Consider the following 23,946-nt stretch of genomic DNA (forward strand, 5'->3'; position numbering starts at 1 on the left):
GCCTGCTCAATGGAACTCGCCATTGTCATCGCGGTGGTCGTCGTCGCCCTGGTCTTCGACTACACCAACGGTTTCCACGACGCCGCCAACGCCATCGCGACCTCCGTGTCCACGCGCGCGCTCACGCCGCGCATCGCCCTCCTGCTCGCAGCGGTGATGAACTTCGTCGGCGCCTTCCTGGGCCAGAAGGTCGCCCACACCGTCTCCGACACCATCACGCCACCATCAGGCGCCCATGGTCTGACCGTCGTGATGGCAGGCCTGCTCGGCGCGATCGCCTGGAACCTGATCACCTGGTACTTCGGTCTGCCCTCGTCCTCGTCGCACGCGCTCATCGGTGGTCTGGCCGGCTCGGCGATCGCCGCCGGCGCGTTCGTCAACTGGATGACGGTGCTGGAGAAGGTCGTCATCCCCATGTTCGTGTCCCCGGTGGTCGCCTTCGGCCTCGGGTTCGGCGTGATGCTCGCGATCATGTGGATCTTCCGCCGCACCAACCAGCACCGGGCCCAGAAGGGCTTCCGGATCGCCCAGACGATCTCGGCGGCCGCGATGGCCCTCGGTCACGGCCTCCAGGACGCCCAGAAGACGATGGGCGTCATCTTCCTCGCCCTGGTCACCGGTGGCTTCCTCTCGGCCGACGCCGATCTCCCGTTCTGGGTGATCGCCGCCGCGGCGACCGCGATCTCCCTCGGCACCATGTCCGGCGGCTGGCGCATCATGCGCACCCTCGGCCGTCGGATCATCCACCTGGACCCGTCCCGCGGCTTCGCCGCCGAGTCGGTCGCCGCCTCGGTGCTCTACACCACGGCGTACGTCTGGGAGGCTCCGATCTCGACCACCCACACGATCACCTCGGCGATCATGGGTGTCGGGGCGACCAAGCGGTTCTCCGCGGTCCGCTGGGGCATCGCGAAGTCGATCGTCGCCGCCTGGGTCTTCACCTTCCCGGCGGCCGGTGGCGTGGCAGCCCTGACCTACCTGATCTGCCACTTCATCTTTCAGCTGCCGTAGACGACAACACGCCGAGTCGGCGCATCCGACCCCTCTCGCTCGCTTCGCTTCGCGAGACACGGGGTCAGATGCGCCGACTCGGCAGAGGCTGATTTACCCGAAACGACCCGAGATGTACGCCTCGGTGTCCGGGTTGTCGGGCTTGGTGAACATCTGCTTGGTGGGGTTGAACTCCACCAGGTGACCCGGCTGACCGGCGGCCTTCAGGTTGAAGAAGCCGGTGTCGTCGGAGACACGAGCGGCCTGCTGCATGTTGTGGGTGACGATCACGATCGTGTAGTCGGACTTCAGCTCGTGGATGAGGTCCTCGATCGCGGCGGTCGAGATCGGGTCGAGCGCCGAGCACGGCTCGTCCATGAGCAGCACCTCGGGCTGGACCGCGATCGCGCGGGCGATGCAGAGCCGCTGCTGCTGGCCGCCGGAGAGCCCCATGCCGGGCTTGCCGAGACGGTCCTTGACCTCGTTCCACAGGTTGGCGCCGCGCAGCGCCTTCTCCACGATCGCGTCCGCCTCGGACTTCTTGATCCGCTTGGAGTTGAGCTTGTTGCCGGCGAGCACGTTGTCGTAGATCGACATCGTCGGGAACGGGTTGGGCCGCTGGAAAACCATGCCGACCTTGCGGCGCACGGCCACCGGGTCGACGTTCGGACCGTAGATGTCCTGGCCGGCGATCGAGATCTTGCCCTCGACGTACGCGCCGGGGATGACCTCGTGCATCCGGTTGAGGGTGCGCAGGAAGGTCGACTTGCCGCAGCCGGAGGGCCCGATGAAGGCCGTCACCGACTTCGGCTTGATGGACATGGAGACGTCCTCGACGGCCTTGAAGTCGCCGTAGAAGATGCTGGCGTCCTTGACTTGGATGGACATGTGTTTCTCCTAGCGCCCGGTCTTGGGGGCGAAGATCGTGCCGACGATACGGGCGATGAGGTTGAGGACCATGACGAGGACGAAGAGCACCAGTGCTCCGCCCCAGGCGTACTCGACGCCCTTCGACGTGGCCTCCGACAGCTGGGTGTAGATGAAGACCGGCACGGTCATCATCGGGCTGTCGTCGAAGGCGTTGGTGTTCATGTTCGGGTTGAACCCGGAGGCGACCAGCAACGGCGCGGTCTCACCGATCACGCGCGAGATCGCGAGCACGACGCCGGTGACGATGCCGCCGATGGCGGTCGGGAGCACCATCCGGGTGATGGTGCGCCACTTCGGCACCCCGAGGGCGTACGCAGCCTCCCGCAGGTCGTCGGGGACCAGCTTGAGCATCTCCTCGGTCGAACGGACGACGGTCGGGATCATCAGCAGCGAGAGCGCGACACCCCCGCCGAAGCCGAAGCGCGTGCCCGGCCCGACGATCAGGGTGAAGAGCGCGAACGCGAACAGACCCGCGACGATCGATGGGATGCCGGTCATGACGTCGACCAGGAAGGTGATCGCCTTGGCGAGGCGGTTGCCCTTGCCGTACTCGATCAGGTAGATCGCGGTCATGATGCCGATCGGGATCGAGATCAGCGCGGCGATGCCGGTGACGATCAGGGTGCCCGTCAGCGCGTGGTAGAGACCGCCCTGCTCGTCGCCGGTGACCGAGCGCATCGAGTAGGTGAGGAACTCCGGGCTGATGGTCGCGGCACCGCGGGCGATGACCATGTAGACCAGCCAGATCAGCGGGATGACCGCGACGCCGAACGCCGTCCACACGAGCCCGGTGACGAGCTTGTCGGTGGCCGAGCGCCGGTTCTCCACCAGCAGCGCCCAGAGCGGGTAGCCGATCAGGAACCCGAGCACGCCGATGACGACGGCCCCCACGATGCCCATGCCGAGCACCAGCGCCAGGCCGCCGAGGGCGACCGCGGCGACGCCGACCAGCCACTGGGCGCCTCGCGGGAGCGTGGCGTGGGAGAGCTTCGTCTCCTCGTTCGAGAAGTCTGTGGTGCTCACTTGGCCCTCCCTCGGGCGACGATCCAGCGGGCGAAGGCGTTGACCAGGAACGTGAAGGCGAACAGCACGAGGCCGGTCGCGATCAGCACGGAGAGCCGGTCGGGCGTGCTCTCCTTGTAGCCCTGGGCGATGTGCGCCGCGATGGTCTGCGGGTTCTGGGTGCCGACGATGAACAGCGAGACGACGACCTTCGGGGAGGCGATCATCGCGATCGCCATCGTCTCACCGAGCGCACGACCGAGGCCGAGCATGACCGCGGAGACCATGCCGGAGCGGGCGTAGGGGAAGACCGCGTAGCGGACCATCTCCCAGCGGGTGGCGCCGAGCGCCAGCGCCGCCTCCTCGTGCAGTCGTGGCGTCTGCGCGAAGACCTCGCGGCAGATCGAGGTGATGATCGGCAGGATCATCACGGCGAGCACGATCGAGGCGGTGAACAGCGTGCGACCGTTGCCGGAGGGCTGACCGTCGAAGAACGGCAGCCAGGCGAGGTGCTCGGCGAGCCAGGCATGCGCCGGCACCAGGTAGGGGCCGAGCGCGACCGCGCCCCACAGGCCGAAGACGACCGACGGCACCGCGGCGAGCAGGTCGATGACGTACGCCACCGGGACCGCGATCCGACGCGGCGCGTAGTGGCTGATGAACAGGGCGATCGCCACGGAGAACGGCACCGCGATGATCAGGGCCAGGACGGCGGCGTACATGGTGGCGAACAGCAGCGGGACCACCAGGCCCAGGAACGAGCCCTGGCCGGCGTAGTGCTGTGCGTCCACGTTGAAGCCCGGGATGCCCTCGATCCCCAGGAAGATGAAGACGGCTGCCAGCGCGACCAGGATCAGGGCGGCAGCGGTCACGGCAAGGCCTCGGAAGACGACATCACCCACCGAGCCACGGCCGGACAGCTCCGACTTCGGGTCAACGCCAGGGTCGGCGCCGGGGTCAGCGGCGACAGTCACAAGGCATTCCTCGACTTTCTTGTTTCGGTTCTCAAGACAGCCGTACGGGCGGCGGCCGTAGCCACCGCCCGAACGGCGATCACGTCAAACTTAGCGGCACTTACTTGATGGCACCGACGAGGTCGAGAGCCTTGTCGGCGGTCTCGCGGTCGAGCGGCGCGGAGCCGGCCTCCTCGGCGGAGACCTTCTGGCCGTCCTCGGAGAGGATGTACTCGAGGTAGCCCTTCACGTTGGCGGCGTCCTCGGCGTTCTCGTAGGTCGGGCAGGCCAGCAGGTAAGAGACCAGCACGACCGGGTAGACGCCGGCCTCGGTGGTCGTGCGGGCGACCTCGACGGCCATGTCGTTGTCGCTCAGACCCGCCGGCTTGGAGGCGGCCAGGATCTTCGCCGCGGCCTCGGCGGTCGGCTCGACGTAGTCCTCGCCGACCTTGATGCTGGCGACGGTGAGGTCGTTCTCACGCGCGGCGGACTCGTCCATGAAGCCGATGTAGCCGGCACCCTGCATGGCGGTCACGACACCGGAGGTGCCGTCGGCACCCTCGCCGACCTTGATGCTGGCGGGCCACTCACCGTCGGGCTCCTCGGCCCAGCCGCCGGCCTTCGAGAGGTAGTCGGTGAAGTTCTCCTGGGTGCCCGAGTCGTCGGAGCGGTGGACCGGGGTGATCGCAGTGTCCGGAAGCTTGGCGTCCGGGTTGAGCGCGGTGATCGCGCTGTCGTTCCACTTGGTGATCTTGCCCGAGAAGATCCCGGAGAGGGTCGCGGCGTCGAGCTTCAGCTCGTCGACACCCTCGACGTTGAACGCAACGGCGATCGGCGAGACGTACGCCGGGACCTGGATCGGGTCGCCGCCACACTTCTTCTTGGCGCCGGAGAGCTCGCCCTCGTCGTCGTTGAGAGCCGAGTCGGTGCCGGCGAAGAGGTAGCCGCCGGAGATGAAGCCTTCACGACCCGAACCGGAACCCACGGGCTCGTAGACGACACTGAGGTCGGGGTTCGCGTCCTGGATGCCGGCGACCCACGCCGCCTGGCCCTTCTCCTGCGAGGAGGCTCCGCCACCCTTGATGGTGCCCGAGAGGGTGCCTTCCCCGTCGCTGTCACTGCCCTGCTCGTTGGCAGCGCCGCAGGCGCTGATCGCAAGGGCGAGGGCCGCAGCCGTGATGCCCGGGACGAGTGCCCGGCGCAGCGAGGTGGTGTTCACGCAAGTCTCCTGATGATGATGCAGTCGTTTCGGAGTTGTCGCGATGACCGTAAGGAGCCGAGGTGGACGGGAAACTCGGCGAAGGTGAACACAGGCTGAACGAGGAAAACAAAGTCGGTGGCAAATCGATGTCAGTTTCGGGCACAGGAGATGAACAGGTCGGCCTCAAGCCTCTGTCAGGCCTGAAATGCCTCGGCAGCCCGCACCTCACCCGCGCGCACGTGCAACACCATCAGCTCGCCCTTCGCCAGCTTCGGGTCCCGCACACCCAGCCCGTCGAAGACCCACGGCAGCACCGGCCGGTGCGTGCAGATCACCGTCGGAACCGCCAGGTCGCGCAAGGTGTCCGCGGCCAGGGCGGACACGCTACCTTCCTCCGCACCCTCCTCGCTGAGCAGTCTCATCTGCGCAGGAGCGAGGCCGGCGAGCCCGGCGTAGGGCGCGACGGACTGCACGCACCGGGCACTCGTCGAGGTGATCACCCGGCGGACGTCGTAGGCCATCAGCAGGCCGGCCAGCGTGACCGCCTGGGCCCGTCCGGTGTCGTCGAGCGGCCGCTCCTCGTCCGCACGGGACCAGGCCGAACGGCCGACGGCCGACCCGTGGCGGAGGATCACGAGGGGCGTGGTGGGGTGGCGTACGTCCTCGGCCTGCCGCAACGTGTCCCGGTCGTGCGGGTAGGTGAGCCGCTCGCGCGCCTTCTCCACCGATAGCCACTCGACGTCGTCGATCTCGTCGTTGATCTGGTAGCCGTCGACATCGTCGTCGGCACCGGCAGCGGTGCGGCCCACCCAGTAGTGGACCACCTTCTGGCCCGCCTCGACGGGATAGCGCTGCGGGCTGAGCGGGTGGCCGAGCGCGACCCGGAGGCCGGTCTCCTCCCGCACCTCGCGGATCGCGGCCACCGGCACCGTCTCACCGGGATCGACCTTCCCCTTGGGAAAGGACCAGTCGTCGTACTTGGGCCTGTGGACCAGCGCCACCTCCGGCAGGTCGTCGTGCTCGCGAAAAACCACTACGCCGGCGGCTGGGATCTCGGGCATGGGCACAGGGTATGTCGGATGGGTGGCCGGTTCGTCTAAGGTTCGTCGGGATGCTCCGCACCCCCCAGCTTCTCGACCGCCCCAGGATGTGGGCCGGCCGGTCATCCAGAGTCGTACGCGCCCACCCCCTGTTGACCATCGTGGTGGGCGTCGTCGTCGTTGCGCTCGTCGTCGTCCTGGCTCGCGCCTGGGCGACCCGCGGCGGCGACCTCGACGAGGCGCTGCGGCTGTCCCCCGCCGAGGCGACGCGGGTCTCGTTCACCGACTGGGCGGGCATCCGAGAGCGTGTCGGCGCCGACCTCGATGCCGACTCCACGCCGGAGGAGGTGCACGAGATGATCGACGACGCCTACACGAAGGACCTCACCTCGACCTCGGTGCTGCCCGACGCCTCGGGCCTGCTGCAGCAGCACTTCGGCTGGTCACCGGCGACCCTCGACTGGGAGCTCTACACCCAGTCGACCGAGGGCGCGCTGATGGTCGGGCACCTCACGGACATGGACACCGACCATCTCGTCGATCAGCTCACCTCGATGGGGTTCGCCGCCCCCGACGACGATCCCGCCGACGGCGGCGTCTGGGACGGCAGCCTGGTCCCCTTCTCCACCTTCACCGACTCCGGGATCGACTCGACGATCTCCCCGCAGCTCACCTACATCGCCTTCCTGCCCGAGCACGACCTGATCCTGGCCTCGGACGGCCGGCGCTACCTGAGCGACCAGGTCGAGGGGCTCGGCGACGGCGACCTGCACGAACCGATGACGGAGGCGGCCGACCGGCTCGGCGACCCCCTCTCGGCGTTCATCTACGACGGCGACTTCACCTGCAGTGAGATCGGGCTGAGCGGCGCCTCGGCGGCCGACCAGGACCAGGCTGACGGCCTCGTCGACGCCGCCGGCGACATCAACCCGATCGCGGGCTTCGCGATGGCGGCCGAGCCGAGTGGGGACGTACGCGTCGCGATGTCGTTCGAGAACGACGACCAGGCACGTACGAACGCCGACACCCGGGCCAAGCTCGCCGTCGGCCCGGCACCCGGTCAGGGCGGCACGTTCGACGAGCGGTTCAAGCTGGGGAAGGTCGCGGCCGAGGACGAGGTCGTCACCATGCAGCTTCAGCCGAAGAACGGCACCGCCGTGCTCTCCGACCTCGCAAACGGGCCACTGCTCTTCGCGACCTGCTGACGGGTCGTCAGGGGATGATCCCGAGGATCCGGTCGATCTCTTCCTGGGAGAGATGATCCTCGGACTCGCTGGCGGCGACGATGAGGTTGGTGGTGAGCTCGACCTCGAGGAGCAGCTCGGGATCTTCCAGCGTCACATCGAACTGGTCAGCCACGCCCGCCGCCTCCTCACGTCACTCAAAGCTCGTCTTCACATCATCGCCCAGTCTCGGTGGATCTGGGCGCTGATCCACTAATAACCATCAAAAGTTGTCACATCAAGCGTGACACAGAGGCCTGAGAGGGCCTCAATCAGACCACGAGGCCCCAGCCGTGCGGCTGGGGCCTCGTTGCAGATGATCAGTGTCGGCTCACGCCGAACCCGAGATCGTCTTGCTGATCAGAGAGGACGAACGTTCTCCGCCTGCGGGCCCTTCGGACCCTGGGTGACGTCGAACTCGACCTTCTGGTTCTCGTCCAGCGACTTGTAGCCGTTGGTCTGGATCGCAGAGTAGTGCACGAAGACGTCGTCGCCGCCGTCCTCCTGCGCAATGAAGCCGAAACCCTTCTCGGCGTTGAACCACTTAACGGTGCCCTGAGCCATCTGCTCGTTACTCCTTAGTCGGGGCGAGAGGCCACCAGGTTCGGTAGCCCCGCATCAGGGGCGGGTGACACGTCGCTCCGACCTGTGTTCCCGAACCGGGGTCCGGGCGGGCACAGAGCAGAAACGCCGTTGGATCACAAACTCCGCAGGCGTCAGACCTTCTGGAACTTGCACCTGTTGCGGGAGTGAGACTAGCAACTCACGAGCCTGTGCGAACCCCCCTTGACCGATCGTTTTACGCGCGAGGCGATGAAGGTTGTGCAACGGAGCCGTGAAACCGCCGGTCAGAGGGGAGGTACACCGACGGTTTCCGGACCTGTTTTCCGGACAGCAGAAGACCCCCGCCCGGCTCGGGCGGGGGTCTGGTCTGGTAGGCCGTGTCGGTCTCGAACCGACGACCCATGGATTAAAAGTCCACTGCTCTACCAACTGAGCTAACGGCCCGCCGGGAGTCTACCGGAGCAGCCGCCGTCTCCTATTCGTGGTCGCCCGGCGGCGTCGAGGATCTTCCGCGTTCGCTGATGATCTGTGCGCATCGCTCGGCGGCGACCGCTCCCGTCAGCGCATGCTCGAGCAGGAGCTGCGTCCAGCGCTCGTAGCGGGCGACCTCGACCGGATCGGCGATCTCGAGGTCGCCGGCGCTGGTCTCGAGGGTGACGATCCGGTCGCGCTGGTCCCAGCCGTGCTGGACCAGGACGGGGAAGCTCTCGAGGGGGACGATCCCGATCGTCGCCTGGGTGCTGGTCGCCAGCTTGGCGATGTGCTCGATCTGGGCACGCATGATGCCGGGCGAGCCCACCAGATGATGGAGAGCCGCCTCGCCGACCAGGATGGTGATCGACCGTCCGGCTTCGTAGAGGATCGCCGATCGGCGCAGTCTCGCCGCGATCACATGGGAGACCTCGCCAGGATCCTGGTCGCGCACACCACCCGCGAGCGCCAGCAGCGCTCGCGCGTAGTCCGGAGTCTGCAACAGCTCGGGGACACTGTGAGGCTGGTAGCTGGTCAGGAGCTTCGCGGCCACCTCGGTCGCTGCGTACGCCTCCTGGTGCTGCTCCGCGCCGCCGTCGGCCTGATGGGCGTGGCGGAACGCGGCGTGCTCGTGGTCGGCCCGCGCACGCAGCGCGAGCAGCATCTCCTTGTCGGCACCCACCGCGGCCGCCCAGGCACGGACCTCGGCCTCGGAGACGGACTGCCGGCCGGACTCGATCTTCGACACCTTCGGCTGGGACCAGCCCGAGCCCAGCGCCTCTGCCAGACCGGCTCCGGTCAGGCCCGCGGCGCGACGGGCATCCCGGAGCGCCTCGGTCAGTGCTTCACGGGCTCGACGGTTGGGGCGGGGCACGGCGACAGCCTCCTTCGACGGGTTCGTCCGAGCTTCCATCGTGCCTGATGGGCATACCTCGCGTCCAGATGCACATCACGATTGGCAGGATCGAAATATTATGCTCTACTGGATCCGGGGTCGACGTCGACAGGAAGGCAGGGCCTCGATGAGCATCCGACGAACCCATCCCGGACGACCGCGCCTCGTCCCCTCGAGCACGGCCGCCCCACCCCGCGAGCAGGTGCTCCACGCCGCGGCGCAGCTGTTCGTGACCAAGGGTTTCGCGGCCACCTCGACGCGGGAGATCGCCGACAGGGTCGGGATCAGGCAGGCATCGCTCTACTACCACTTCACCGGCAAGGACGAGATCCTCGCCGAGCTCCTGGAGCGATCTGTCCGACCCACCGTCGACCGGATCGAGCAGATCGAGCGGCTGACCGCGTCCGAGAGCCCCGAGACCGCGCTCTACCTGCTGGCCCTCATCGACGTCCACACACTCGCCGAGGCGCCGGACAACATCGGCATGCTCGCCACCCACCCCGACGTCACCAGCAGCGAGGCCTTCGACGCCTTTCGAAGCACTCGTGCCGAGCTCGCGGAGGCCTACAGGCGGATCGCCAGCCGGGCCGCTGGGCCCGCCATCGCCGCGGCAGCCGAGCCGATCGGCGAGATGCTCATGCATCTGGTCGAGGTCACCACCACCCTCCGCAGCAGCGGCGTGCCGATCGACGACGCGACCGCTGCCACCATCGCCGCGACCTGCCTGCGCGCCTGCGGAGTCCCCGAAGGTCGCATCGCTCCGGCTGCCTCGTCCGCGGCGACCCTCGCCGACGGACTGTCGAGGAGCCCGGACTGACGCAGGACAGCGGGCCCGACCGGCTCAGAGCTGGTCGGGCCCGCTGCGTACGAAAGGATGTGCTTTCTCAGTGGGTTCCGGTGATGCGGTCCAGCGCGCCCGGGGTGTAGGGCGAGTTGGCCTCCAGGTAGGCGGCGAAGGCGTCGATGTCGAGACCGCCGTAGTAGGGGTCGGTGCCCTTGGTGAAGGCTGCGAACGCGTCGCCGCCGCCCTGCAGGAAGTTGTTGGTCACGACCCGGTAGGACGCGGCCTTGTCGATCGGCTGGCCGTTGAGCGTGACCGAGCCGTCGACCGGACCCGAGGGGCTGATCTGGTAGGAGAAGCCCTTCGAGACCTGCAGGATCTTGTGGGAAGCGGCATTGGTGCCGGTGACCTGCTGGGTGAGCAGGTCGTAGATGTCCTGGCCGGTCATGGTCAGCGAGACCAGGTAGTTGTTGAACGGCTGGACCGTGAACGCCTCGTCGTAGGTGACGTCACCGACGGCCTCACCGTAGGGCGAGTTGGCTGCGGTCAGGTCGGCACGGATGCCGCCCGGGTTCATGAACGCGATCACCGGCGTCTGCCCGTTGACGACCGTCGACTGGTCGGCGAGCTGGGCGTCGGCGATCAGGTCACCGAGGGCGGACTCACCGGAGGCGTTGGTGGTACGGGTGACGTCACCGGAGATCGAACCGAGCACCCGGGAGGCGATCGGGGTGACCAGCTCCTTGTAGGTGTTGATCAGCGCGGTCTGGTCCGGGGCCTTGGCCACGTCGCGGGTGACGAGCAGGTTCGAGCCCTTGACCGACGAGCGGACGATGTCGCGCGACTTGAGGTTGTACTTCAGGTTGGTCTCGGTGTAGAGCCGGCCGAACGACGAGGCCGAGGTGATCAGGCGGGACTTGCCCTCGGGGTCCGGTACGTCGCAGACGTAGGGGTTGTGGGTGTGCCCGGTGACCACCATGTCGATCTCCGGGTCGAGGTTCTGCGCGATCGGCAGGATGGGCGAGCCGGCGACCATCTCGCCGCCGCCCTCGCAGGTGTAGTCGTACCTGGCGTTGACGTCGTAGACCGTCCCGGTGGCCGGGTCGGTCCACTTCTCCTTCGGCAGGTTGGCACCCTCGTGGATCAGGGTGACGATCGCCTTGACGCCCTTCTTCTTCAGCTTCGGCACGAGCGCGTTGGCGGTCTCGACCTCGTCCTTGAAGGTGAGGCCCTTGACCCCCTCCGCGGTGACGATGTCGGGAGTGCCCTCCAGGGTCATGCCGATGAAGCCGATCTTGACGCCGTCGACCTCCTTGATCGCGTACGCCGGCAGGATCGTCTTGCCGCTCGCGTCCTCGGTCACGTTGGCGGCCAGGATGTCGAAGTCGGCGCCGGCGTACTCGTGGGCGGCGCAGGAGTTCTGGTTGTCCTGGCCGTCGCCGTCCTCGATGCAGCCACCGTCGGCGATGCGCTGGAGCTCCTTGTAGCCCTCGTCGAACTCGTGGTTGCCGACGGAGGTCACGTCCAGGCCGAGCTTGTTGAGCGCCTCGATCGACGGCTCGTCATGGAAGGCGGCCGAGAGCAGCGGCGACGCCCCGATCAGGTCGCCGGCGGCGACGGTCAGCGAGCGGTCGTGGCCCTTGCGAGCCTCCTCCAGGTGGGAGGCGAGGTACTCCACGCCACCCACGTTGACGGTCTCATCGACCGGCTTTCCGGTGGCCGGGTCGATGTGGTGGCCGGTGACCAGGCGCCCGCTCGATCCCGACGGCGCCTCGAGGTTGCCGTGGAAGTCGTTGAACGAGAGCAGCTGGACATCGACCAGGTTCTTCCCCGACCTTTCAGAACTGGGCTGCGCCGAGGCAGAGTTCGCTATCGGGGTGGCGACCGCGACGGCCGCGAGAGCGACTGCGGCGACGGCCACAGCGGGGCGAAGTCTTCGGGTGTTACGAGGCATTGCGGGGCTCCCCATCTCAGTGTTCGACGAAGGGAACGATGCCCCTTCGGGTTCCGATTGTGAAGAGGTAATCGCGTTACCGCTGCCGAATCGTCATCAACCGTTCATCACCCGAAAAATTCGGTAACGTCGACCGCTCCCCCGGCTTCCTCGAACTCGTCACGGACGCGCTCCCGCAGGTTCGCGTCGGACAGGTAGTCGGCGGCCACCCCGGCGAGACCGTAGGCGGCGTCGACGAGCACCTCGTCGGCGTACGGAGTGACCGCGGCAGCGGCGAACTCGCGGCTGTGCAGCGACACGTCGGGCTCGGCGATCTTGACCATCGCATGCAGCCCCGGGACCCGGAAGGACACGTTGCCGAAGTCGGTGGACCCGGCGAGCAGGTCTGGGACGACGCCGGGCGCGAGGACGGTGTGGTTGCGCTCCTGGTAGCGGCGGTTCCAGGCCTGCGCGAGCCCGGTGTTGTTGCGGATCGGCAGGTAGACCGGCGAGTCGTCCCAGCTGAACTCGACGCCGCAGCCGGTCATCAGCGCCGCGCCCATGGCCATCTCCTCCAACCGCTGGGACAGGATCTTGAGCGTCTCGGGGTAGGCGGAGCGTACGTAGAACTCGATCGAGGCATGCTCCGGGATCACGTTGGGGCGCAGGCCGCCGTCGGTGATGATCGCGTGCACCCGGTCGGTGGGCGGCATCTGCTGCCGGTTGAGCGCGACCCCGGTGTAGAGCAGATTGGCCGCGTCCAGGGCGTTGCGCCCCATGAACGGCTGGATCGAGGCGTGCGCCGGCACCCCGACGTACGTCACCTTCAGCTGCCTGCGGCCGAGGAAGACCGGCTCGGAGCTGTCGTAGGTGAACGGGTGGACCATGATCGCCGCGTCGACGCCCTCGAACGCACCCTGCTGCGCCATCAGCTCCTTGCCGCCACCGCCCTCCTCGGCCGGGGTGCCGAGCCAGATCACGCGGCCGCCGAGCTTGTCGATCACGCTCGCGATGGCCAGGAACGCGCCCACGCCGACGGTGGCGATCAGGTTGTGGCCGCAGCCGTGACCGATGCCGGGGAGCGCGTCGTACTCGGAGAGCACCGCGATCGTCGGCCCGTCCTTGGCGCCGCCCGCCGAGGCGTAGAGGGCGGTCGGGAGGCCGTAGGCGCCCCGTGCCACCTCGATGCCGTGGGCCTCGACGAACTCCGCGAGCCCGGCCGCGCTGCGGTGCTCCTCGAAGCCGGTCTCCGGGTGCTCGGCGAGGTCATGGGAGACGGCGACGAGCTCGGGGCCGAGGTCGGCGAGCCGGTCGCGGATCGCGTCGAGGATGCCACGCGGGGCTCCGGCCGCGTCGGTCTCGACGGCCTTCGTGACGAGCGCCTTGGCGTCCGTCTCGTCGCGTAGCTGGTTGACCAGGAACGGGTTCGGCTGCTGCGGCTGCGTCATGCCGCCAGAGGCTATCGGTGACATGTCACCAACCCCGGCGCAGGCATCGCCCGGCAGACGAAACTTTCTTTCACCGCACCGGGATCAGAGGACCGGCCAGAGCTCCGCCCACGGCTTCGCCTGCTCCAGCTGGGCGGCGACCTGCAGCAGCAGCCCGTCGTCACCGAGCTGGCCGGAGAGCTGGACGCCCAGCGGCAGTCCGGCCGCGGTCCGGTGGGTCGGCACCGAGATCGCCGGCCGCCCGGTCATGTTGGCGAGCTGGGTGTAGGGCACCCAGCCGAGGTTCTCGTCAACCAGCTGGTCGATCATCCCGGTGGCCCGCATGATCCGCCCGCCGTGCACCTTGTGAAGCACTCGCGCTGCGGTCTGCAACGCCTTGGGCGTGGTCAGCTGCCCGACCTTCAGCGGCGGCTTCGCCAGCGTCGGCGTGAGCAGCAGGTCGTACGTCTCGTGGAACTCGCTCAGGCGGCGTACGTGGTTGCGGCGGTTGATGTGCGCGAGCTCGACGGCGACCACTCCCCCGGCCCGGCCGAGCTCGGCCACGGCGAGGGTGTCGGCCTCGAAGTCGGCATTCTTGGCACCGACCCGGAGCTTGGCCTCGGCGACCTCGGCGGCCGCCGAGGCGAACCAGATGGTGAGGAAGTCGCGACCGAGCTCGGCAGCGTCATAGGGCGCCTCGACCTCCTCGACCTGGTGGCCGAGCGCTTCGAGGGCCTTGGCCGCGTCCTCGACGGCCTCGATCGCCTCCGGGTCGGGTGCGGTGATCGAGGACGTCGAGGTGAATCCGATCCGGAGCTTGCGCGGCGCGGTCGCGATGGCCTCGGAGAAGGTCACACCGAGGTGCGGCGCGTGGATCATCGCCGTCGGCCGGTCGCCGACGAGCGCGTCGTAGAGCCCGGCCGCGTCGCGCACGGTGCGGGTCACCACGCCCTGGACGACGAAGCCGTTGGAGGCGTCCAGGTCGTGTGGGCCCAGCGGCAGCAGCCCGCGGGTCGTCTTCAGCCCGACCAGGCCGTTGCAGGCCGCCGGGATCCGGATCGACCCGCCGCCGTCGTTGGCGCCGGCCGCCGGCACGATCCCGGCGGCCACCGCGGCCCCGGAGCCGCCCGAGGAGCCGCCCGGCGTGTGGTCGGTGTTCCACGGGTTGCGCGCGGGCCCGAACAGCTCCGGCTCGGTGATCCCCTTCGACCCGAACTCCGGGGTGTTGGTCTTCCCGAAGATCACCAGACCGGCGTCCAGCGCGCTCTGGGTGAAGTAGGAGTGCTCCTCGGCGACGTCGTCGACGAGGGCACGCGAGCCGTAGGTCGTGGGATGCCCCTGATACTCCTGGGCCAGGTCCTTCACCAGGAACGGCACCCCGGCGAACGGCCCGGTCGGGCCGTCGCCGGCGACCTGGGCGTCGGCCTCCGGGATGTCCGCGACGATCGCGTTGATCCGCGGGTTCACCGCCTCGGCCCGCTCGCGCGCCGCGGCCAGCACCTCGGCCGCGGTCACCTCCTTGGCAGCGACCAGCTGCGCCAGCCCGGTGGCGTCGTACGTCAGATACTCATCGACCCGCATGAGCGCAGGCTAGGGCATTTCAGTCCATCCGTGGGCTGACTCCCGGTCCGACGTCGAGCCCGCCGAAGTAGAAGACCACCAGCACCAGCAGCCAGGCGACCCAGAACGGGACCACGAACGGGAGGGTGCGGGAGATCAGGGTGCCGAGACCTGCTGTCGGTTCGTACTTCCTGATCATCATCAGCACGACGAACATGTAGGGGTTCATCGGAGTGATCACCTGGGTCGCGCTGTCGCCGATGCGGAAGGCGGCCTGGGTGAAGCCGGGCTCGAAGCCGATCAGCGCGAACATCGGCACGAAGACCGCGCCCATGATCGTGTACATCGACGATCCGCTGATGATGAACAGGTTCAGGATCGAGCACAGGATGATGAAGCCGATGATCACCGGGAAACCGGTCAGGCCGGTGCCCTGCAGTCCGTCGGCGCCGACCTTGGCGAGCGCGGGGCCGACGTTGGACCAGTTGAACAGCGCGATGAACTGCCCGAGCATGAACGCCAGCACCAGGAACGGCGCCATCTCCTTGATGCCCTCGCCCATCACCTTCGGCACGTCGGCGGCGGTCCTGAGGGTGCCCGCGACGAACCCGTAGACGATGCCCGGGGCGAGGAAGAGCACGAAGGTGATGAAGACGATCGAGTCCATCAGCGCTGACTCCGGCAGGAAGTTCCCGTCGTCGTTGCGCCAGGGCGAGCCCTGCGGGACCACTGCCAGGATCATCGCGACCACCAGGACCGTGCCGGTCGCGATCGCGGCCCAGAACGCCTTGCGCTCCTGGGGCGTGAGCTGGGCCTCCAGCGGCTGGCGGTGGCTCCTCAGCGCCGCGGCGACCTCTTCGTCGTTGCTCTGGAAGCGGTCCTCGGCCTCGCCCTCGACCTCGTCGGTCGGTACGTTCTGGCGGACCATCCTCGGCTCGAGGACCCGGTCGATGATGAAGCCCGCGACCAGCGCGAGGACGATCGCCGAGGCGATGTTGAAGTAGTAGTTCGAGACCGGGGTCACCGCGGCGCCCGGATCGGGTAGCGTCGAGGTCACGGAGTTGGTGATCCCGGAGAAGAGCGCGTCCAGGCTGGTCACCACGAGGCTGGTCGAGTAACCGGCGCCAGTGGCGGCGAACCCGCCGACGAGCCCGGCCATCGGGTGCCTGCCGGCTGCTTTGAACACCGCGGCGGCCAGCGGCGGGATGACGATCATCGACGCGTCCGCCATCACGCTCGCGGTGACGCCGACGACCCCGAGGACGTACGGCAGCAGCCACCTCGGCGCGGAGGCCAGGGTGAGGCGGATGGCCGCCGCCAGCAGCCCCGTCCGCTCTGCGACCGTCACCGCGAGCAGGATCGTCACCACGGTCAGCAGCGGCGGGAACCCGATGAAGTTCGCGCCGATGTTGACCGTGAACCAGGTCAGCCCCTCCGCGGTGAAGAGCCCGTTGATCACGAGGGGCTCGTCGGCGCCCGGGAGGGTCACCTGGGCGTCCATCGCAGCCAGGAGCGTTGAGACGACTCCGACGACCAGGAACAGGATCAGGAACAGGATGAACGGGTCCGGCAACTTGTTGCCGGTCCTCTCGACCCAGGCGAGCACCCGGTCGCCTCGCGTCGACACGTGCGGTTCAGTGGTTGCGGACATACGGCTCTCCTACCGAGTCGGAGCGTGGGGTCGCCTGCAACAACGAAGGCCCCGCGACGGTAGCAAATCCGCATCCCGGACCAGCGCGGTTCAGCTGGTTCGTAGGTCAGTTGAAGATCTCGCGGTGATCACCATGAACCCGGTCGCGCTTCCACAGGTCGATCCCGGTCGCGGTGGCGTACTCGTCGATCCTGGCCAGCTCCTCGGTGGTGAGCTCGGGTCCGGCGAGCGCACCGAGGCAGTCGGTGACCTGCTCGGGGCGGGAGGCGCCGATGACGACCGAGGTCATCCGGGGGTCCCGCAGCGCCCAGGCGAGTGCCATCTGGGCGAGCGTCTGGCCGCGGTCTTCTGCGAGAGCGTTGAGCGACTCGATACCGGCCAGCGTCTCGGACGTGAGCGCCTCGGGAGTCAGGAACCGAGCCTTGGCCGCACGCGAGTCCTCGGGAACACTGCCGCCGAGATACTTGTTCGTCAGCAGTCCCTGCGCCAGCGGCGAGAACGAGATGGCACCCGCACCGACCTCGTCGAGGGTGTCCAGCAGGCCGTCGGTCTCGAGCCAGCGGTTGAGGATCGAGTAGGACGGCTGGTGGATCAGCAGCGGGGTGCCGAGGTCGCGCAGGATCGCCGCCGCCTCGCGGGTCAGCGTCGAGGAGTAGGAGCTCAGCCCGACGTAGAGCGCCTTGCCGGACCGCACGATCTGGTCGAGGGCGCCCATCGTCTCCTCCAGCGGCGTGCTGGGGTCGGGACGGTGGTGGTAGTAGATGTCGACGTAGTCGAGCCCCATCCGCTTCAGGGACTGGTCCAGGCTGGAGATCAGATACTTCCGCGAGCCGCCGATCTTCCCGTACGGCCCCGGCCACATGTCCCAGCCGGCCTTGGTCGAGATCACCAGCTCGTCCCGCAGCCCCGCGAAGTCGCCGCGCAGGTGGCGGCCGAAGTTCTCCTCCGCCGACCCGTAGGGCGGGCCGTAGTTGTTGGCCAGGTCGAAGTGGGTGATGCCCGCGTCGAAGGCCGTACGCAGGATCGCCCGCTGCCGCTCGAACGCCAGGTCGTCACCGAAGTTGTGCCACAGCCCGAGGCTGACCGCGGGCAGGTCCAGGCCGCTGTGCCCGGTCCGCCGATACTGCATCGCGTCGTAGCGCGACTCGGCAGGAACGTACGTCATGCGTCGCTCTTCTTTCCGGCGCGCAGCGCCACCTTGATCATCGGCAGCTGCAGCGGCAGCCGCGCGACCGTGCCCGCGAAGAAGGCGCCGGACTTGGGCGTGCGCTTCCGGTTCGCCCGCTTCCCCGCATCGACGCTCATCTGCACGTTGGCCGGGAACACACCGACCAGCAGCGCGGCACTCGCCAGCCCCGCGATCCTGCGGGTCTTCGGGTGCAGCAGCCCCAGCCCGCAGGCGATCTCCGCGATCCCGGAGATCTCGACCACCTTGCGCGCCTCCGGCAGCTGCGGCGGGACGATCGGCTCGAAGACCTGCGGTCTCACCAGATGCAGGGTCCCCGATCCCAGGAACAGCGCGGCCAGACCGACCAGCGGCAGGTCGAGAGAAGAAGTCTCATTGCTCACGGGACGACTCTGTCACGTTCGCCCAACCAGGGAGCCGTGGAGTCACCCAGTGACCTCAGGACTCCCGGGATCCGCTCAGCTCCGCTCCCACGGAATGCCCCGCCCTCAGATTGGCAGTGAAGGTGCGGATGTCGTCGACCAGACCCCGATGAGCACCATCGGCGGGAACCTCGCGCTCGACGATCTCAGCAATGTCCGCCAGAACGTCATCGACCAGCGACTCCGCACCGCGGAGCCGCCACGAGGCGACCCACCTCCGCTACTACGACATCGTATTCGTGAATCGCGACTACGGAATCGTCGTCAAACTACTGTGACTCCGATTCCGTAGTCGCGGTGGGTGTTACGAGGTCGTGATTCGGACGGTGCCGGAAGTAACGGCCCTGCGGGTCGATCCACTCACCGTCGACGTCGCTCCCCGATCAGGCCGAGCAGCGCAACCAGGGTGCCGCGGTGAACCTCATCGACCCCGACCTCAGCCATGACGCGGCGGACCCTGGCGCACCTTCTCCAGCAACGTCTCGGGGGTCGTGGTCTCCGGATCCCACCACGACTCGATCCACCAGGTGGCGCCGGCGTCGGCGCGTGCGCGCGCGAGGTCGGCGTCCTGCTCACGATCTCCGGAGAGCTGACCGGGCGTGACGATCTCGAACGGCTTCTCTGCCTCGGCGTGGGCGCTCAGCCACTGGCGCAGGGCCGCGATCTCGGCCGGCCCGGGCTCGTCCATCGAGCTGCGGATCTGGGCGACGATACCGTCCCAGCGCAGCGTACGTTGCAGGTTCTTGGCCGGGGGACGCTCGACGTCCCACACCCCGACCGGCCATACCGGGATCCGCCCGTTGACCGGCGGCTCGGGGAAGACCATCTCGCCGACGTGGGTGTGCGTGCCGTCGAAGGCGAACGGCTCGCCGCTCCACGACCGCTCCAGGAAACCGAGCAGGTCGTCGAGCAGCTCGGCCCGCTCCTTGAGCCCGGTCAGCTGCCCGTCGACCGAGGTGTAGCCCTGATCGTCGAGCACCCCGACGCCCACCGGCAGCACCAGCCGCCCACCCGAGAGATGGTCGATCGTCAGCGCCCGTTGCGCGAACTCCCACGGCCGATGCCGCGGCGCCGCGAACACCATCGCGCCGAGCGTGATCCGCTCGGTGACCGCGGCCACCGACGCAAGCACCGCGAACGGGTCCCAGGTCGGCCCGAACGGCCCCATGCTGATCGCGTCCCAAGTGAAGAAGCCGTCCCAGCCGTGGGCCTCCGCCTCGCGGGCGAGCTCGACATGCTGAGTGGGCGTACCGAAGCTTCCGACGAATCCGTACTTCATATCCCTCACGCTAGACGCGTCCGCCGACAGTCCGCTTGACCGTTCTTGCCGGCCACTCCCTGCCCAAGGACGCAAACCGGTCGAAACTCCGGGCACTGCCCGATACGTTCACAGCATGGCTTCCGCGGAGCGTCTCGAGATCTCGCAGGTCGCAGCAGGCCGGACACATCGGCTACGGGCTGTCGTGTTGCACGGCGGCACGTCCCCCGAGGTGGCGCGGATCCCGGGCGAGGACCATCCCGACGTGGCAACATACGCCGCCCAGGATGCCGCAGAGCGCCTCGCCCATGTCGCCGACCGTGGCGGTGGTGTCGCCTGGTGCAACGCCACACCTGGCGGTGCTGCTGTCTTCACGCACCTCGGGTTCGCCACGGTAGGCCTGCCGTGGGAAGACCCCGAGTTCGGTCCGAACGTCCGGATGCGGCGTACGGTGTGAGGCGGCGATCGCGATGGGCATCAGGAACTATCTCGTCGAGGGCGTCTCCGGCGCCGGGAAGACCGCGGTCTGCGACGAGCTGCGTCGGCGGGGACACCAGGCGATCCATGGTGATCGCGAGCTCGCCTACCGGGGCGACCCGGAAACGGGTCTGCCCGCCGAACGCGACGACGCCATCGGCGAGCACATCTGGGACGTCGCCCGGGTGCAGGAACTCGTGGCCGACCGGACCCATCCGGTGACCTTCTTCTGCGGTGGGAGCCGGAATCATTCGAAGTTCATCGGCCTCTTCGACGGCGTCTTCATCCTCGAGGTCGATCTCGAGACGATGCTGCGGCGGATCGACGAGCGGGTACGAATCGACCCGACCGACTGGGGCGGCCAGCCCGAGGAGCGGGCGCTGAGCATCCGGCTGCACGAGACGAAGGAGCAGGTGCCGGACGGCTGCGTCGTCGACGCCACCCGACCGCTCGTTGACGTGACAGACGAGATCCTCCGTCGGATCGGCGTGTAGGGATAAACCGTTGGCGACCTCACCGGGTTGCGGCCTAGCGTTGTCCCACAACCTCCGGCGCCCTGCCGGACCAGCGAGAGGAGAGGCCGTGAGAACCGACATGCATGTCGACGCTGCGCCTACCTCCTCCGCCCTGCGCCGCTGGCGACGACCGCTCTGACAGCCCGCCCGTCGGCGCGGAACGCTGCCACTTTCGTACGCCGCACCTGGGTCTGCCAGCGGATAGGCGTATCAACGCGGGTGTCCGGCGACGCCATGGGCTTCATAAGCCCAGAGGCCCTGGTTCGGCTCCAGGCCCCGCAACGCCCTCGTGGTCCAACGGATCACGACGCCGGTCTACGAAACCGGAGATGGAGGTTCGACTCCTCCCGAGGGCACACCGGCTCACCCGCCGCCAGGCATGTGTAGGCGTGCCCACTGGTAGTGGACGTTCTCCTCACCGCTGAAGAGATCCGTGGTCAGACGTCCTTCATGCGGCATTCCTCGCCGCAGGCCTTCATCGCGCCCGTCCAGCCGTTGCGTCTCAGGATCCTGGCGATCCGGGAGGCCGTCTGGCACGGGGTGTCGAAGACCTGGTGGAAGCGGAGGCGGGCGGTGCTCGAGCCGACCGACGCGAGATCGTCGAGAGCACGGTCGGCGTCACGGCCCTGGTCGCGCCACGAGTCGTGGCCCAGGGCGCCGTCGAGCTCGACGACGAGGTGGTACGCCACATAGTCCACGTCGCGGAACTGGGTCCCGGCCGGACCCGACCGGAGCGCCTGACGAGTGCCGACAGGCAGGCCGTGGGCGCGCTCGACCTTGGCGAGGTAGCCATGCTCGAGCACCGAGTGCGTGCCCGCCTCGAGGTCGTCTATCAGGCCGGCCAAGAGCGACCGGCGGCGGATCGACGGGTAGCGGTCGAGCGCGGCCCGGAGGGAGTCCGCGGTGACGTACGTCCTGCTCGCCACTCCTGCGAGCAGGGCGATCGCGTCGATCTCCTTGGTGGATTCGTGGGCCATCGCGAGCGCGTTGTCCTCGACCGCGAGCCGGGGCGGCGTACCGCCATAGGCTCGCTGCTCCAGCCCCCGTCATCCGGTGGATGACGATTCCGCTCTGAGGCCGGATCCGGCGGCTGTGGTCGATGGCGACGTGGATCGGGGAGCCGTCGTCGCGCCCCCGAGGTTCCTCGACGCTGGTCCAGCACAGGTAGGCCGGCTCGGCGTAGAGCACAGCAGCCCAGGCGCGCTGACGCCATGTCATTGGGCCGGCGTGATCGACGTAGACCCGCGGGTGGACGCGCCGGAGCTCCTTGCGACGCAACCGCCGCTCGATGTCGGTCTTCGTCACCCCACCGGCGGTCAGCTGGGCGTGGCTCGCGACCCCGTCCTGCATGAGCAGATGAGCCCGAAGCAGCCGAGCATCGTCCTCACGCTTCTCCCGCGCCTGCCGATCATCGAGACCCTCGCCCATGAGGCATGGTAGCCCTGGGAGCGTCAGGCGCACCACGTACGCCTGACACTCCCAGGGTTGCCTCAGACTGCTTCGCGTTCCGCCAGCTTTGTCAGGCAGATGTCTACGATCATGTCCTCCTGGCCGCCGACGAGGCCGCGGCGACCGCACTCCATGAGGATGTCGCGGGTGTCGACGCCGTAGCGGGCGCTCGCGTTCTCCGCGTGGCGGAGGAAGGACGAGTAGACGCCGGCGTAGCCCATGGTCAGGGTCTCGCGGTCGACGCGGACGGGGCGGTCCTGCAACGGCCGGACGATGTCGTCGGCGGCGTCCTGGAGCTTGAACAGGTCGCAGTTGTGCTTGAAGTCCGACAGGTTGGCGACGGCGATGAACGCCTCGATCGGGCAGTTGCCGGCACCGGCGCCATGACCGGCCAGGGACGCGTCGACCCGGTAGACACCGTTCTCGACCGCGACGACCGAGTTGGCCACCGACAGCGAGAGGTTCTCGTGGGCGTGGATGCCGATCTCGGTCTCGTCGTCGAGTACGTCGCGGTAGGCGCGGGCGCGGTCACGGACGTCGTTCATCGTCAGCCGGCCGCCGGAGTCGGTGATGTAGACGCAGTGCGCGCCGTAGGACTCCATCAGCTTGGCCTGCTCGGCGAGCTGCTCGGGCGGAGCCATGTGCGAGAGCATCAGGAAGCCGGAGACGTCCATCCCCATCTCCCGAGCGGCGGCGATGTGCTGAGCGCTCACGTCCGCCTCGGTGCAGTGGGTCGCGACCCGCACCGAGCGAACCCCCAGGTCGTAGGCGCGCTTCAGGTCGTGGATGGTGCCGACGCCGGGGAGCAGCAGAGTGGTCAGGCGGGCGTTCTTGATGACCGAGGCGGCCGCCTCGATCCACTCCCAGTCGCTGTTGGAGCCGGGACCGTAGTTGACCGAGCCGCCGGTCAGGCCGTCGCCGTGGGCGACCTCGATGGCATCGACGCCGGCCTCGTCGGCGGCGATGACGATCCGCTTGACGTCCTCGGGAGTGATCCGGTGGCGTACGGCGTGCATGCCGTCACGGAGCGAGACTTCCTGGATGTAGATGGGCGTGCTCATCGTCAGTTCTCCTTCGCGGCCGCGATGCGCTCGGCCATCTGCAGCGCGGCCGACGTCATGATGTCGAGGTTCCCGGCATAGGCCGGGAGGTAGTGCGCGGCGCCCTCGACCTCGAGGAACACCGACACCTGATGGGTCGGCCGGGCCTCGTCGGCCGAGGCGAGCAGTGTCTCCACCGGCTGGTCATCGGGGATCGGATGGACCTGGACCTTCTGCTTGAGCCGGTAGCCGGGCACGTACGCAGCGACGTCACCGACCATCTTCTCGACCGACTCGGTGATCTCCGCGGTCAGCTCCTCGAGGGAGCGGGATCCGCCCTCGACCAGCGCGAAGACGGTGTCGCGCATGATCAGCGGCGGCTCGGCGGGGTTGAGGATGATGATCGCCTTGCCGCGCTTGGCGCCACCGACCTGCACGATCGCACCCGAGGTGGTCTCGGTGAACTCGTCGATGTTGGCCCGGGTGCCGGGACCGGCGGAGCGGGAGGAGATCGAGGCGACGATCTCGCCGTAGGCGACCGGCACGACCCGCGCGACCGCGGCCACGATCGGGATCGTCGCCTGCCCGCCGCAGGTCACCATGTTCACGTTCGGTGCGTCGATGTGCTCGTCGATGTTGACGGCGGGGATGACGTAGGGCCCGATCGCGGCGGGGGTGAGGTCGATCAGCCGCTTGCCGTAGGGCTCCAGCGCGGCCGCGTTGGCGACGTGCGCCTTGGCCGAGGTCGCGTCGAAGACGATCTCGATGTCGTCGAACCCCGGCAGCCCGATCAGCCCCTCGACGCCGTCGGAGGTCGTCGCGAACCCGAAGCGTTCCGCGCGAGCCAGACCGTCGGAGGACGGGTCGATCCCGACCATCGCGCCCATCTCCAGGTGCTGGGACGTACGCATCACCTTGATCATCAGGTCGGTGCCGATGTTGCCCGATCCGATGATCGCCACTTTCGTCTTGCTCATT

General features: G+C 68.3%; 24 protein-coding genes and 2 tRNA genes. 7 read left to right on the forward strand and 19 right to left on the reverse strand.

Going from position 1 to position 23,946, the window contains the following annotated elements:
- Positions 1 to 9: 9 nt before the first annotated feature.
- The gene (locus ACIA03_RS01945) at positions 10 to 1,011 is read left to right on the forward strand and encodes an anion permease (RefSeq protein ID WP_396978707.1); all 1,002 of its coding nucleotides are present in this window, start codon (positions 10 to 12) and stop codon (positions 1,009 to 1,011) included.
- Between the two features lie 93 nt (positions 1,012 to 1,104).
- On the opposite strand, the gene pstB is transcribed toward ACIA03_RS01945, so the two are convergent.
- From pstB to ACIA03_RS01970, 5 genes are all read right to left on the reverse strand, one after another.
- On the reverse strand, positions 1,105 to 1,878 hold the full coding sequence (gene pstB / locus ACIA03_RS01950) for a phosphate ABC transporter ATP-binding protein PstB (RefSeq protein WP_396978709.1): 774 nt from the start codon (positions 1,876 to 1,878) through the stop codon (positions 1,105 to 1,107).
- A gap of 9 nt (positions 1,879 to 1,887) precedes the next feature.
- Positions 1,888 to 2,943, reverse strand: a complete 1,056-nt coding sequence (gene pstA / locus ACIA03_RS01955; RefSeq protein ID WP_396978711.1) for a phosphate ABC transporter permease PstA — start codon at positions 2,941 to 2,943, stop codon at positions 1,888 to 1,890.
- Positions 2,940 to 3,896 carry a phosphate ABC transporter permease subunit PstC gene (pstC, locus tag ACIA03_RS01960; protein ID WP_396978713.1) on the reverse strand — a complete coding sequence of 319 codons (957 nt, stop codon included), beginning with the start codon at positions 3,894 to 3,896 and terminating at the stop codon, positions 2,940 to 2,942. The genes pstA and pstC overlap by 4 nt, the downstream gene beginning before the upstream one ends.
- Before the next feature lie 100 nt (positions 3,897 to 3,996).
- A complete protein-coding gene (locus tag ACIA03_RS01965) occupies positions 3,997 to 5,094 on the reverse strand; it encodes a phosphate ABC transporter substrate-binding protein PstS (RefSeq protein WP_141794934.1) in 1,098 nt (365 codons plus the stop codon).
- Positions 5,095 to 5,270: 176 nt separating this feature from the next.
- Complete coding sequence (locus tag ACIA03_RS01970) at positions 5,271 to 6,137, reverse strand: NUDIX domain-containing protein (RefSeq protein ID WP_396978716.1); 867 nt, start codon at positions 6,135 to 6,137, stop codon at positions 5,271 to 5,273.
- A 50-nt stretch (positions 6,138 to 6,187) separates the two neighbouring features.
- Here ACIA03_RS01970 and ACIA03_RS01975 point away from each other — a divergent pair, with 50 nt between their 5' ends.
- Positions 6,188 to 7,321, forward strand: a complete 1,134-nt coding sequence (locus ACIA03_RS01975; RefSeq protein ID WP_396978718.1) for a hypothetical protein — start codon at positions 6,188 to 6,190, stop codon at positions 7,319 to 7,321.
- Between the two features lie 7 nt (positions 7,322 to 7,328).
- Here ACIA03_RS01975 and ACIA03_RS01980 read toward each other — a convergent pair whose 3' ends face one another.
- The 4 genes from ACIA03_RS01980 to ACIA03_RS01995 all read right to left on the reverse strand — a co-directional run bounded on the left by ACIA03_RS01980 (position 7,329) and on the right by ACIA03_RS01995 (position 9,248).
- Entirely contained in the window at positions 7,329 to 7,475 is a 147-nt protein-coding gene (locus ACIA03_RS01980) for a hypothetical protein (RefSeq protein WP_165111317.1), read from the reverse strand.
- A gap of 224 nt (positions 7,476 to 7,699) precedes the next feature.
- Positions 7,700 to 7,903, reverse strand: a complete 204-nt coding sequence (locus ACIA03_RS01985; protein ID WP_045548871.1) for a cold-shock protein — start codon at positions 7,901 to 7,903, stop codon at positions 7,700 to 7,702.
- A gap of 368 nt (positions 7,904 to 8,271) precedes the next feature.
- Positions 8,272 to 8,347, reverse strand: a tRNA-Lys gene (locus ACIA03_RS01990).
- A 31-nt stretch (positions 8,348 to 8,378) separates the two neighbouring features.
- Positions 8,379 to 9,248: a helix-turn-helix domain-containing protein gene (locus ACIA03_RS01995; protein WP_396978721.1), complete on the reverse strand. Its 870-nt coding sequence runs from the start codon at positions 9,246 to 9,248 to the stop codon at positions 8,379 to 8,381.
- A gap of 148 nt (positions 9,249 to 9,396) precedes the next feature.
- Here ACIA03_RS01995 and ACIA03_RS02000 point away from each other — a divergent pair, with 148 nt between their 5' ends.
- Positions 9,397 to 10,086 carry a TetR/AcrR family transcriptional regulator gene (locus tag ACIA03_RS02000; RefSeq protein WP_396978723.1) on the forward strand — a complete coding sequence of 230 codons (690 nt, stop codon included), beginning with the start codon at positions 9,397 to 9,399 and terminating at the stop codon, positions 10,084 to 10,086.
- 67 nt (positions 10,087 to 10,153) lie between these two features.
- On the opposite strand, the gene ACIA03_RS02005 is transcribed toward ACIA03_RS02000, so the two are convergent.
- The 7 genes from ACIA03_RS02005 to ACIA03_RS02035 all read right to left on the reverse strand — a co-directional run bounded on the left by ACIA03_RS02005 (position 10,154) and on the right by ACIA03_RS02035 (position 19,508).
- On the reverse strand, positions 10,154 to 12,004 hold the full coding sequence (locus ACIA03_RS02005) for a bifunctional metallophosphatase/5'-nucleotidase (RefSeq protein ID WP_396978725.1): 1,851 nt from the start codon (positions 12,002 to 12,004) through the stop codon (positions 10,154 to 10,156).
- A gap of 107 nt (positions 12,005 to 12,111) precedes the next feature.
- A complete protein-coding gene (locus ACIA03_RS02010) occupies positions 12,112 to 13,431 on the reverse strand; it encodes a M20 family metallopeptidase (protein ID WP_396978727.1) in 1,320 nt (439 codons plus the stop codon).
- An 84-nt stretch (positions 13,432 to 13,515) separates the two neighbouring features.
- Positions 13,516 to 14,991 (reverse strand): amidase, encoded by a 1,476-nt coding sequence (locus tag ACIA03_RS02015; RefSeq protein ID WP_396978729.1) that lies wholly within the window; start codon positions 14,989 to 14,991, stop codon positions 13,516 to 13,518.
- 19 nt (positions 14,992 to 15,010) lie between these two features.
- Entirely contained in the window at positions 15,011 to 16,621 is a 1,611-nt protein-coding gene (locus ACIA03_RS02020; RefSeq protein WP_396978731.1) for an AbgT family transporter, read from the reverse strand.
- A 106-nt stretch (positions 16,622 to 16,727) separates the two neighbouring features.
- Complete coding sequence (gene mgrA / locus ACIA03_RS02025; protein WP_396978733.1) at positions 16,728 to 17,786, reverse strand: L-glyceraldehyde 3-phosphate reductase; 1,059 nt, start codon at positions 17,784 to 17,786, stop codon at positions 16,728 to 16,730.
- Positions 17,783 to 18,190, reverse strand: coding sequence for a DoxX family protein (locus ACIA03_RS02030; RefSeq protein WP_396978735.1), 408 nt, complete (start codon positions 18,188 to 18,190; stop codon positions 17,783 to 17,785). The genes mgrA and ACIA03_RS02030 overlap by 4 nt, the downstream gene beginning before the upstream one ends.
- Positions 18,191 to 18,665: 475 nt before the next feature.
- Positions 18,666 to 19,508, reverse strand: a complete 843-nt coding sequence (locus ACIA03_RS02035) for an LLM class flavin-dependent oxidoreductase (RefSeq protein WP_396978737.1) — start codon at positions 19,506 to 19,508, stop codon at positions 18,666 to 18,668.
- A 115-nt stretch (positions 19,509 to 19,623) separates the two neighbouring features.
- On the opposite strand from ACIA03_RS02035, the gene ACIA03_RS02040 reads away from it, so the two are divergent.
- The 3 genes from ACIA03_RS02040 to ACIA03_RS02050 all read left to right on the forward strand — a co-directional run bounded on the left by ACIA03_RS02040 (position 19,624) and on the right by ACIA03_RS02050 (position 20,835).
- Positions 19,624 to 19,944, forward strand: coding sequence for a hypothetical protein (locus ACIA03_RS02040; protein ID WP_396978739.1), 321 nt, complete (start codon positions 19,624 to 19,626; stop codon positions 19,942 to 19,944).
- A 13-nt stretch (positions 19,945 to 19,957) separates the two neighbouring features.
- On the forward strand, positions 19,958 to 20,458 hold the full coding sequence (locus ACIA03_RS02045; RefSeq protein WP_396978741.1) for an AAA family ATPase: 501 nt from the start codon (positions 19,958 to 19,960) through the stop codon (positions 20,456 to 20,458).
- Positions 20,459 to 20,762: 304 nt separating this feature from the next.
- Positions 20,763 to 20,835 (forward strand) — tRNA-Arg (locus ACIA03_RS02050).
- An 81-nt stretch (positions 20,836 to 20,916) separates the two neighbouring features.
- Here the strand turns inward: ACIA03_RS02050 and ACIA03_RS02055 are convergent.
- Positions 20,917 to 21,456, reverse strand: a complete 540-nt coding sequence (locus ACIA03_RS02055; RefSeq protein WP_396978743.1) for a hypothetical protein — start codon at positions 21,454 to 21,456, stop codon at positions 20,917 to 20,919.
- Positions 21,457 to 21,706: 250 nt separating this feature from the next.
- On the opposite strand from ACIA03_RS02055, the gene ACIA03_RS02060 reads away from it, so the two are divergent.
- A complete protein-coding gene (locus tag ACIA03_RS02060; protein ID WP_396978745.1) occupies positions 21,707 to 21,919 on the forward strand; it encodes a hypothetical protein in 213 nt (70 codons plus the stop codon).
- A gap of 50 nt (positions 21,920 to 21,969) precedes the next feature.
- Here the strand turns inward: ACIA03_RS02060 and dmpG are convergent, their stop codons facing one another.
- Both dmpG and ACIA03_RS02070 read right to left on the reverse strand, forming a co-directional pair.
- Complete coding sequence (dmpG, locus tag ACIA03_RS02065) at positions 21,970 to 22,989, reverse strand: 4-hydroxy-2-oxovalerate aldolase (protein WP_396978747.1); 1,020 nt, start codon at positions 22,987 to 22,989, stop codon at positions 21,970 to 21,972.
- Between the two features lie 2 nt (positions 22,990 to 22,991).
- A complete protein-coding gene (locus ACIA03_RS02070; protein WP_396978749.1) occupies positions 22,992 to 23,945 on the reverse strand; it encodes an acetaldehyde dehydrogenase (acetylating) in 954 nt (317 codons plus the stop codon).
- Between the last annotated feature and the right edge of the window lies 1 nt (position 23,946).

The sequence above is a fragment of the Nocardioides sp. NPDC051685 genome, from assembly GCF_044453405.1.
Lineage (GTDB): Bacteria > Actinomycetota > Actinomycetes > Propionibacteriales > Nocardioidaceae > Nocardioides.

Excerpts from the sequence above, each read along its gene's own strand:
- ACIA03_RS01985 (WP_045548871.1), bottom strand. The coding sequence starts at position 7,903 with ATGGCTCAGGGCACCGTTAAGTGGTTCAACGCCGAGAAGGGTTTCGGC.
- ACIA03_RS02010 (WP_396978727.1), bottom strand. The coding sequence starts at position 13,431 with ATGACGCAGCCGCAGCAGCCGAACCCGTTCCTGGTCAACCAGCTACGC.
- ACIA03_RS02055 (WP_396978743.1), bottom strand. The coding sequence starts at position 21,456 with ATGGCCCACGAATCCACCAAGGAGATCGACGCGATCGCCCTGCTCGCA.
- mgrA (WP_396978733.1), bottom strand. The coding sequence starts at position 17,786 with ATGACGTACGTTCCTGCCGAGTCGCGCTACGACGCGATGCAGTATCGG.
- pstB (WP_396978709.1), bottom strand. The coding sequence starts at position 1,878 with ATGTCCATCCAAGTCAAGGACGCCAGCATCTTCTACGGCGACTTCAAG.
- ACIA03_RS02020 (WP_396978731.1), bottom strand. The coding sequence starts at position 16,621 with ATGTCCGCAACCACTGAACCGCACGTGTCGACGCGAGGCGACCGGGTG.
- ACIA03_RS02045 (WP_396978741.1), top strand. The coding sequence starts at position 19,958 with ATGGGCATCAGGAACTATCTCGTCGAGGGCGTCTCCGGCGCCGGGAAG.
- ACIA03_RS02015 (WP_396978729.1), bottom strand. The coding sequence starts at position 14,991 with ATGCGGGTCGATGAGTATCTGACGTACGACGCCACCGGGCTGGCGCAG.
- ACIA03_RS02040 (WP_396978739.1), top strand. The coding sequence starts at position 19,624 with ATGGCTTCCGCGGAGCGTCTCGAGATCTCGCAGGTCGCAGCAGGCCGG.
- ACIA03_RS02000 (WP_396978723.1), top strand. The coding sequence starts at position 9,397 with ATGAGCATCCGACGAACCCATCCCGGACGACCGCGCCTCGTCCCCTCG.
- ACIA03_RS02035 (WP_396978737.1), bottom strand. The coding sequence starts at position 19,508 with ATGAAGTACGGATTCGTCGGAAGCTTCGGTACGCCCACTCAGCATGTC.
- ACIA03_RS01975 (WP_396978718.1), top strand. The coding sequence starts at position 6,188 with ATGCTCCGCACCCCCCAGCTTCTCGACCGCCCCAGGATGTGGGCCGGC.
- ACIA03_RS01970 (WP_396978716.1), bottom strand. The coding sequence starts at position 6,137 with ATGCCCGAGATCCCAGCCGCCGGCGTAGTGGTTTTTCGCGAGCACGAC.
- ACIA03_RS02070 (WP_396978749.1), bottom strand. The coding sequence starts at position 23,945 with ATGAGCAAGACGAAAGTGGCGATCATCGGATCGGGCAACATCGGCACC.
- dmpG (WP_396978747.1), bottom strand. The coding sequence starts at position 22,989 with ATGAGCACGCCCATCTACATCCAGGAAGTCTCGCTCCGTGACGGCATG.
- ACIA03_RS01945 (WP_396978707.1), top strand. The coding sequence starts at position 10 with ATGGAACTCGCCATTGTCATCGCGGTGGTCGTCGTCGCCCTGGTCTTC.
- ACIA03_RS02005 (WP_396978725.1), bottom strand. The coding sequence starts at position 12,004 with ATGCCTCGTAACACCCGAAGACTTCGCCCCGCTGTGGCCGTCGCCGCA.